The sequence below is a fragment of the Paenarthrobacter sp. NPDC089714 genome (genome assembly GCF_044748905.1).
Classification (GTDB): Bacteria; Actinomycetota; Actinomycetes; order Actinomycetales; family Micrococcaceae; genus Arthrobacter.
This window is the reverse complement of record NZ_JBIVGX010000032.1, coordinates 1-8,877: the sequence shown is the minus strand read 5'-3', so window position 1 is coordinate 8,877 and position 8,877 is coordinate 1. Positions and strand designations below refer to the sequence as shown.

9 protein-coding genes are annotated in these 8,877 nt (G+C 62.3%); 6 read left to right on the top strand and 3 right to left on the bottom strand.

Annotation, left to right across the window (positions count from 1 at the left end; translation table 11 throughout):
* Positions 1–26 precede the first annotated feature (26 nt).
* The gene (locus ACIPY3_RS22985; RefSeq protein ID WP_400337844.1) at positions 27–1,475 is read right to left on the bottom strand and encodes an amidohydrolase family protein; all 1,449 of its coding nucleotides are present in this window, start codon (positions 1,473–1,475) and stop codon (positions 27–29) included.
* A gap of 131 nt (positions 1,476–1,606) precedes the next feature.
* Between ACIPY3_RS22985 and ACIPY3_RS22980 the strand changes: the two genes are divergently transcribed.
* Positions 1,607–2,335, top strand: a complete 729-nt coding sequence (locus ACIPY3_RS22980; protein WP_400337847.1) for an IclR family transcriptional regulator — start codon at positions 1,607–1,609, stop codon at positions 2,333–2,335.
* 31 nt (positions 2,336–2,366) lie between these two features.
* Here the strand turns inward: ACIPY3_RS22980 and ACIPY3_RS22975 are convergent, their stop codons facing one another.
* A complete protein-coding gene (locus ACIPY3_RS22975; RefSeq protein ID WP_400337842.1) occupies positions 2,367–2,957 on the bottom strand; it encodes a malonic semialdehyde reductase in 591 nt (196 codons plus the stop codon).
* Between the two features lie 107 nt (positions 2,958–3,064).
* On the opposite strand from ACIPY3_RS22975, the gene ACIPY3_RS22970 reads away from it, so the two are divergent.
* Together ACIPY3_RS22970 and ACIPY3_RS22965 are read left to right on the top strand one after the other, a co-directional pair.
* Positions 3,065–3,571, top strand: a complete 507-nt coding sequence (locus tag ACIPY3_RS22970) for a MarR family winged helix-turn-helix transcriptional regulator (RefSeq protein WP_400337839.1) — start codon at positions 3,065–3,067, stop codon at positions 3,569–3,571.
* A 107-nt stretch (positions 3,572–3,678) separates the two neighbouring features.
* Positions 3,679–4,413 carry an IclR family transcriptional regulator gene (locus ACIPY3_RS22965; RefSeq protein ID WP_400337836.1) on the top strand — a complete coding sequence of 245 codons (735 nt, stop codon included), beginning with the start codon at positions 3,679–3,681 and terminating at the stop codon, positions 4,411–4,413.
* Between the two features lie 56 nt (positions 4,414–4,469).
* Here the strand turns inward: ACIPY3_RS22965 and ACIPY3_RS22960 are convergent, their stop codons facing one another.
* Positions 4,470–5,174 (bottom strand): GntR family transcriptional regulator, encoded by a 705-nt coding sequence (locus ACIPY3_RS22960; protein WP_400337833.1) that lies wholly within the window; start codon positions 5,172–5,174, stop codon positions 4,470–4,472.
* A 139-nt stretch (positions 5,175–5,313) separates the two neighbouring features.
* On the opposite strand from ACIPY3_RS22960, the gene ACIPY3_RS22955 reads away from it, so the two are divergent.
* From ACIPY3_RS22955 to ACIPY3_RS22945, 3 genes are all read left to right on the top strand, one after another.
* Positions 5,314–6,597, top strand: coding sequence for an MFS transporter (locus ACIPY3_RS22955; RefSeq protein ID WP_400337830.1), 1,284 nt, complete (start codon positions 5,314–5,316; stop codon positions 6,595–6,597).
* A gap of 62 nt (positions 6,598–6,659) precedes the next feature.
* Positions 6,660–7,571 (top strand): carbon-nitrogen hydrolase family protein, encoded by a 912-nt coding sequence (locus ACIPY3_RS22950; protein WP_400337827.1) that lies wholly within the window; start codon positions 6,660–6,662, stop codon positions 7,569–7,571.
* A gap of 196 nt (positions 7,572–7,767) precedes the next feature.
* Positions 7,768–8,772, top strand: coding sequence for an amidohydrolase family protein (locus ACIPY3_RS22945; protein ID WP_400337824.1), 1,005 nt, complete (start codon positions 7,768–7,770; stop codon positions 8,770–8,772).
* Positions 8,773–8,877: the final 105 nt, after the last annotated feature.

The window sequence follows — 8,877 nt, the reverse complement described above, 5'->3', positions numbered from 1 at the left end:
ATGCCTTTCTTATGTACTTGACGCCGTTAGTTGGCGGCTGCGTTGGCGCCTTCGCGGCGGTACTGGTATGGGCTCTTCAGGATGGCGTCCTCGCCGGCAGGAACCGAGGGGTTCATTGCTTCCTGCCAAGCCTTATCGCCCATCTTTTCCTGCAAGTGGGCCAGGGTGTTTTCGACCTTGACCTTCGCTGCGGCCAGGTCACCGGCAACGAGCTTCCCTTCGGACTTGACGACCTTGCCGCCGACCGTAACGGTATGCACGTCGCCGCGGCCAGCCTGATAGACGATGTGGCCGTAAGGGTTGATGACGGGTACCCAGGTGGGGGAGTCATCGTTCTTGAGCAGGACGACGTCGGCGAGCTTGCCCACTTCCAGGGAACCGATTTCGCTGTCTTTGCCCAATGCCTTGGCCCCGCCCCTGGTGGACCATTCGACCACGTCTTCGCAACGCAGGGTGGCATGGGTGACCTTGTCCCCCGTTTTCAGGGCTTCCATGTGTTCCATGGCGCGGTCGGTGTTGATGGTGGCCCTCATCGCAGCGAAATGGTCTGCGCTCTGCCACACGCTGGCGTCGATGCCCATGGCCGTGGGAATGCCGAACTTGCGCAGCTTGTGCGTGGGCGGGTAGCCGTGGCCGCAGGTGCATTCGCTTTCGGTGGCCAGCGACACGAACCCGCCGGTGTCGGCAATACGCTGGTAGGACACGTCGCTGAGCGTTGCGGCGTGGATGTAGATCGTACCCGGGCGCATGCAGCCGTTTTCGTACATGGCCGTGATACCGGAGTCATCGGTGGCGCCAAAGACACCTGCGTGGGTGCTCATCGCCACATCAAGCTCCCGCGCGACGGCGAAGGCGGGAGCCTCCGGGAAGCCAGGGTCGCCAGGGATGTCGAAAGCGATCTGAGCACCGAAGAGTTCGCTCTTGGCTCGCTTGATGATGGACTGGATGGCCGGATCCTGGGTCCACTCCCACGGCTTCTTCGCAAGGTTCGCGTAGGCGAGGACAAACCGGCCGGGGGAATCCTTCAAGGCCTCGAGGGCAGCTTCGCCGTGGTCGGGTGTCTGCAGCCCGTGGGCCCAGTCAACGGACGTTGTCACACCTGATTCGATGGCGTCCAGGGCCGAGATGTAGTCGCCGGCCGCAACATCCTCGGGACGGAAGTGCTTGCCGTACTGCAGGTAGTAGAAGAGGAAGTACTGGGTCAAGGTCCAGTCTGCCCCGTAACCGCGCATCGGGGTCTGCCACATGTGCCGGTGGGTGTCAACGAAACCGGGGGTGATGATGCCACCGGTCGCATCGATCTCGAACACGTCATCCGGAACGGACGCCACCGACGGTGCAACCTCGGCGATCTTGCCGTTCACGATCAGGACATCGCCCTTCGGAAGCAGCGTGTGCGCATCATCCATCGTGGCCACGGCACCGCCGCGGAAAACGATCGGTTGACCGGCCTGGGGAACTCGGACAGATGTCATTTCTTTCTCCTCCTCGAGAATTTCACTCTGTTTTTGTATAGCAAACGGCGTTTGTGATACGCTAACGACGAACAGCGTAGTTCAGACTGTGACGTAGGTCAATGGGTCTTCTGTAATGTGCGGGAGTGGCAATGGTTGTTGAGGTCGAGGCTGGTGGGCGGATTCTGTCGTCGGCAACGCGATGCCTGGAGTTGGTGGACCGGTTTGCCGGTGCCGATGGTCCGCTGAGCATTGGGGACCTTGCTGAATTGACCGGTGACCGGAAAGGCACGATCCATCAGCGCGTCCAAACCCTCCTGGCCAGCGGATGGGTCGAGCAGCTCCCGGACAGCCGCTACCGGCTCACCTTGCGCAGCGTCCTCATCGGGGCGGCGGTACTGGAACAGGCCGACCTTGGATCCAGGGCCGTGCCGATCCTGAAAGAACTCAGTGCCGCCACGGGAGAGACCTCCACGCTGTCCGCATTCCAAGGCGGGGGTGCGCTGGTGATCCAGGAAGTGCGCACCGACAAGCCACTCCGACTGAAGGTCCGCGTCGGCACCGCCCTGCCCCTGGATCTCTCGGCCGCAGGACAGGCACTGGCAACCTTCGCCACGCGGGACGAAATAGCCCACGCCGTTGCCAGTGGCGCAAAGATGCCCGGCTACGAAGTAACCGCGGAGACCCGCGTGCGCCGATACGCCTTGCAGGCCGACGCCTTTCTGGAGGGGATCTCTTCGGTGGCGATGGTCGCCACCCCGACGCTGCTGGGCTCCGTGGCCCTTGCCGTCACCGCACCCAGTACACGTTTTGACCTCGAGTCCTACCAGGAACCCCTAAAGGAAGCCTGCACCAAAATCAGCGCCCTGCTCGCCCCCTAAGTGATTCCGGGGAATGGCCGCCGCACGACTTTCATGCGATGGTGACCACCTCCTCGTAATCCAGGCGGGGTGAACGCGGATGCTCCGGATCGGGGCCCGGGAGGCCAATACTTACGACCATCAGCGGCAGATGATCCCTGTCAAGGAAATCCGCCGCGAGGCCCGCCGAATCATAGCCGGTCATAGGAAGCGCTGCCAGCCCGGCAGCGCGCACCCCGATAAGAAAGTATCCGGCCTGCAGCGCCCCGTTGAGTCTGGCCGAGTCTTCCCGGCGTTGCCGGGAGGCAAAGAGGTGCGAGCCCACATCGACGGCGTGGGGCGCCAGCCTGGGCAACTCTTCATGGAATTCAAGATCCGTCGACAGAATGGCTGTCACTGGCGCGCTCTGCGCCTTCCGGCGGTTGCCGGCCGACAAATGACTCAGCAGCCTGCTCCGGCCCTGCTTCGACCGGACGAGCGTTATCCGCAAGGGCGAGAGGTTGAAGGCCGTAGGTCCGAATTTCACCAGGTCGTAGATGGCCCGCATCTGTTCATCCGTGACCTGCTCATTACTGAATGACCGGACGGAGCGAGCCTTTAGAAACAGCAGATCCTGGCCTTGGCGATCGAGTGCGAGGGTCATAATGAGTCCTCTGAACCTTGATGTTAGTTATCTTTATATTAAGAGATTGATACGTTAGCCAGCTGATGTCAAGTATCTTAGTATTGAGCAACATTGGAGGAGGCGTCATGGTAGATGCAGTTGATCTCATTGCTGAACAGTGGCGGCATGAGAGGCCGGACATGGCCGACAGCCTGGACGCCGTCCATGTTCTGGGCCGGATCCACCGGATGCAGTTCGTGTTCGACCAGCATTACAAGATGCTCAGCGACGACTTCGGCGTCAACGCTGGGGAATTCGACATGTTGTTTACGCTGCTCCGAACAGGCCCTCCCTACGAGCTCACGGCCGGTTCCTTTCTTAAGGCCGCCATGGTGACGTCGGGGGCCATGACCAACCGGATTGATCGTTTGGAAGCCAAGGGGCTCGTCCAGCGTACCCGCGACGCCTCAGACCGGCGAGCCGTCAGGATCAGCCTCACCAACAAAGGCAAGGACGTCGCAGACAAGGCCATTGCAGCCCATCTGCAGGACTACGAACGGATCCTTGCCGTCCTGTCACCCGACGAGCGCGAGGTGATCGCCTCCTGTCTTCGGAAAATCCTCGTGGACCAAGGCGACACATCGCTGAGCTGAGCACTTTTCTAGCGTCCGCAGGGGTGGATCGGGTCATCCTGCGCGGCGCGGGCCGGTCTGGCTGCCGGTTGTTGTCGTTTCCAAGAAGGCGTTGAAAGGGAGTAGCGATGGTTGTTGAGGCCGAGGGTGCTGGTGGGCGGATTCTGTCGTCAGCGACGCGGTGTCTGGAATTGGTGGATTGGTTTGCCGGTGCGGAGGGTCCGCTGAGCATTGGTGACCTGGCAGAATTGACCGGTGACCGGAAGGGCACGATCCACCAGCGCGTGCAGACCCTGTTGGCCAGTGGCTGGGTCGAGCAGCTCCCGGACGCCAGGTACCGGCTCACACTGCGCAGCGTCGTGATCGGGGCCGCTGTGCTGGAGCAGGCTGACCTTGGTTCGCGGGCGGTCCCTGTCCTGAAGGAGCTTAGTGCCGCCACGGGGGAGACCTCCACGCTGTCTGCGTTCCAGGGCGAGGGTGCGTTGGTGATTCAGGAAGTGCGCACCGATAAGCCGCTGCGGCTCCAGGTCCGCGTCGGCACAGCGCTGCCGCTGGACCTCTCGGCCGCGGGTCAGGCGCTGGCAACCTTCGCCACCCGCGACGAACTGGCCCACGCCCAGGGGCAGGGGGCGAAGCTGCCCCAGGCGGAGCGGATATCCCAGGCGCGCGCCCGTGGTTACGCCCTGCAGGAAGACGGCTTTATTGAGGGGATCTCTTCGGTGGCCATGGTCGCCACCCCGACGCTGCTGGGCTCCGTGGCCCTGGCCGTCACCGCACCCAGCACCCGCTTCGACCTCGAGTCCTACCTTGAACCCCTAAGGGAAGCCTGCACCAGAATCAGCGCCCTGCTACCGGGCAGGTAGGATCCGCTGCATCCGTGCTCCGGGAGAATCTCACTGGAGGTCGGTTAAGAGGGTCCCTACATGAGCCCGTTCGTTTGCGCCTTCTCCAGCTTGGACAGGGTTTCTTTGTGGTGCTGGACGGTCAGTTCCACCGCCGTCTCCACGTCACGCGACCGGTAGACCTCAATGAGGCGGGCGTGCTCTGCGTTCGCGCCGGTCATGCTGCGCAGCTGCGAATCAAGGACGAGACTGACAAAAACCGAGGCGCTGTCGCTCAGGCCATCAAGTATCCGCGCCAAACGGCTCTCCCTGTCCGGTTCGCTGAAAACGGAGTGGAACCGGCGGTTCAGGTCCGTCCAGGTGGCTACGTCGGTGGTGGCCTCCATTTGACGGTGGAGATCGGCTGCCTTGGCCAGATGCTCCTCAGTGATCTCGTTGATGACGCGGCGCACCATGATCGGCTCCAAGGCGATGCGCAGTTCGTAAATTTCACGAACCTCGGAGACATCAAGGGCTTTGACAAGGGCGCCGCGGTGCGGGTCCATCATGACTAGACCTTCGGCTGCCAGGTCCCGCAGTGCTTCACGGACGGGGGTCGTACTGACATCGAGCTCTGCCGCGACGTCCTGCTGGACGAGGCGCGAACCGGCGGGGAGGGAGCCGGTCAGGATGGCCCGCCGCAACGTCTTGAGCACATACTCATGGGCGGTACGGAAGCGCTGGCCCTTCATCATGCCAGCAAGATCCTCGGAGACCTTCGACAGTGTCGACGTCGCGCTCATCTCATCCCCTTCATTTCAGGCCGCGGCCAGCTGGGTCGTCGCTGTCCGCACAGCAACATCGTACGTGACCGTTGACACTTTATAAAATGCAATCTACGGTATTTGCATCCTATAAAATGCAATATCCCGTGGAGGATGCATGTCTGAGAAAGTAAGCGCCGCCATGTCGGTGCGAAAAGAGCCCCGCCGGCGGCTTGGGGTGGTTGCCGGCATCGGATGCCTGGTGCTACTGGCCGGCTCGTATGTCATAAATTCAATGGATAGAAGCGTCTATCCCGTCGTGATGCCGGAAATCCGCCAGGACTTCGGATTCTCACTTAATGAGGGCGGCCTGCTCGCCACCATCTTCACCCTTGGCCTGGGGTTGGCAGCGCTGCCCACCGGGTTCATGATCGATAAGTTCTCCCGCAAAGCCGCGATGCTGGTGGGCATTGCGCTCTACTCCGCGTTCACCGTTCTGACTGCGGTTTCCACAGGTTTCGGGGACATGCTGGCCTACCGGGCCCTGTCCGGTGTCGGTGAATCCATGCAAATGACGGCTGTCTTTACCGCCGTCGGCGCCTACTTCGTAGCCAATCGTGCCTTCGCGCTCGGTAGTTTGAACTTCGCTTTCGGTATCGGTACCTATCTGGGGCCGGTCCTGGGCGCAAACATCATGTCCGCCTCCGGACAGTGGCAAGTACCGTTCTACGTCTACGGCGGCATCGGCTTCCTCTTTGTTGCGCTGCTCTGGCTTTTCCTCCCCAAGACTTTCAGCGAATACAAGGAACAGGCAGGCGAGGACGACGGAGTCACCGCAGCTGACCGCTTCAGCCACGTGCCTGCCAAACTGCTAAACCGCAACGTCCTGCTCCTCGGCGCCACCGCAGCCGTCATGGGAGTGACAATGTTCGGCTACATCGCCTTGTATCCCACGTACCTGCGGACCGAACTGGGATTCTCCCTTCAGGACGCCAGCATGGCAGCGGGAATGTATGGCATCGGCGCGTTGCTCGGCCTTCCCGCCGGGTGGCTCTCTGACCGATTCAGCCAGCGCCCGACTCTGCTCATCTGCCTGCTCTCAGCCACGGTGGTCGGGTTCCTGCTGTTCAACGGCCCCACCTCTGTCTTGGTCCAATGCATCCTCTCGGTCCTGCTCGGCGCGCTGTTCAACGGCTTCTGCCATGTGAACATCTACTCCGCGATCCAGCGCTCCGTCCGACCGGACATGCTCGGCCGGGCCTCCGGAGTGTTTGTCGCCGCGTTCTACTGCGCCGGGGTTTTTGCCGGTACGCTGTTCGCCACCCTCGTCCAGTCCCTTGGCTGGTCGGCAGGATCGATGATCCAGATGTCCTTTGTTCCACTCATTGGTGCCGTCACGGTCTTCTTCCTCAAAGTTGACAGGCTCGCCCCCGCCGGGGCGAAAGCCAAGACACTCCACTAAGCCCCAACCCCGCATCGCTTATGGCGCGGGTTGCTCACCGAACGAAAAGAAAGGTTCAGAACATGACGTTCGACCTGGCCGTAGTCACGGCACTGACCCACAAAGGCAACGACGACAAGGAAAGGAACCTCGCCGACGCCCGTGCGTGGGTCCGCGAGGCAGCCTCCCGCGGCGCGAAACTGGTCCTTCTTCCCGAGGGATTCCCGGGCCTCTGGCAAGAACCTGTCGACTGGACCCCCGTGGAAGCACTGTGCGATATTGCCAAGGAATCTGGCGTCTACCTCGTTGGCGGCTTCGCCGAACCGCTCGACGAAGCCGGGTCCCGCTGCTACAACTCCCTGGTCCTGATCGGACCCGACGGGGTTGAAGTTGGACGCTACCGCCGCACCACGCCAGCGCACGCCCCCTGGCTGCACCGCCAGGGCGGCAACCTCGGAGGGTACGACTGGACCAACGCAACCGACCTTCCCGTCTTCGACACCGAACTGGGCAAGATCGGGCTGCTGGTTTGCAGCGAGGTCTACGCCACTGAACTGGCCCGCATCCTCGCAGTTAAGGGCGCCGAACTCATCCTGATGCCCACCGGCCATGTCTCCCCTGGCAACCTGAGCGACACCATCGGCAGCGGCTACGGCGGCAGCCTCTACGAAACCTGGAAGACCTTGGTCTGGGCCAGGGCCATTGAGAACCTCGCCTACACCGCAGTATGCACCAACCTCAGCGTTGAAGGCGGCAAGGGCCTCTCCCGCGTCTGCAGCCCCGAAGAAATCGTTCTCGACGAACAAGAGGGCGGCATCCACATCGCCACCATCGACCTCGATCGCGTCAGGTGGCTGCGGAATCGACAGGACGCCTTTAGCGACGACGGAGAGACCTTCAAGGTCAAACCTGGTCTCCTGCGCGACTGGCGCCGTCAGGCCGTGTTCGACGCCAACCCCGAACTGGCGAAGGCAACCCCGGAAATCACCAACTGACCTTGGGAATATGACGCGGGACGCCACCAATGGTGTCCCGCGTGATCACCCCTGTCAGTGCACCTCGGGCATCAACTCAAAGGAACACCATGACATCCCACGACGCCGTCACCGGCCAGCAAGCCGCTCCCGGTCGCCACGACCACACCAGCGCACCAGAGTCCCCGCTCCTCAGCACCGCGGCGGTCGATCTGTAATGCGTTGGGACATCCACAACCACGTCATCCCGGTTCAGGCGATCGAGCAGTCCGGGCCCAAGGCCCCGTTCAAGATCACGGGCGACCACATCGAAGGCGCCGGCATCAAATTCCCGCTGACACCGGATTTCATCGACGCCAAAGCCAAGCTCCAAGCCCTCACCACAACAGGCCTGGGTGCAGCCATCGTGTCGCTGGCGCCGCCGCTCTTCGGCCACGGGCTCGAAAAAACGGAGGCCGAAGCGTGGGCCGGCAGCGTCAACGATGCCATGAGGAGTTTCTGCCAAGAAGCCCCCGAACGGTTGCGATGGCTCGCCCACGTGGCCCTGCAGTCGCCCGAAACACTGGCATGGCAACTCCGCACTGCCATAGCCGACGGGGCCGTCGGTGTGCAGATCGGCACGTCACTGGCCGGTGACTGCCTCGAGAACGCCGAACTCGATGCTCTCTGGGCGACGGCCGAAGAACTCCGCGTTCCCATCCTGCTCCATCCGATGCAGCGCGGCGACCACCCGTTGCTCAGGGACTGGTACCTCCAGAACGTCATCGGCAATCCGCTGGAAACGGCCATCGCCGTGGAACGGATGATCTGCGCCGGAATCTTCACCAAACACCCGGACCTGCGGGTCGTGCTGGTCCATGGTGGAGGCTACCTTCCGTGGCAGCTTGGCCGGCTCCGGCATGCGTCCAAGGTGCGTCCCGAATTCGCCGGCAGCACCATCGACTTCGACGCCATACGGCAGAACATCTTCGTCGATTCCCTGACCCACGACCCGGCCGTCCTGCGTGTCCTCGTGGAACAACTCGGCGCGGATCACGTGATGCTGGGAACAGACGCCCCGTTCGACATGGCCGCAGAGAACCCCGTCGAAGATCTCATCCACGCCGTCGGGGAAACGACCGGCGAGTACATCATGACCGACGTACCCGACCAGGTCTTTGGCCTCACAGATTCCAGCTGCAGCCACGCTCACCCAGCCCGGCCCCTCGTCGTCAACAGCTGACCAAACCTCAGCTTCCCCGGACCCTGGCTCGCCCTCCCAACGAGGACCAAACCACGGGATCCCCTCCCCGCAGCCGAACTGCGGATTAACCGAATTTCCAATGAA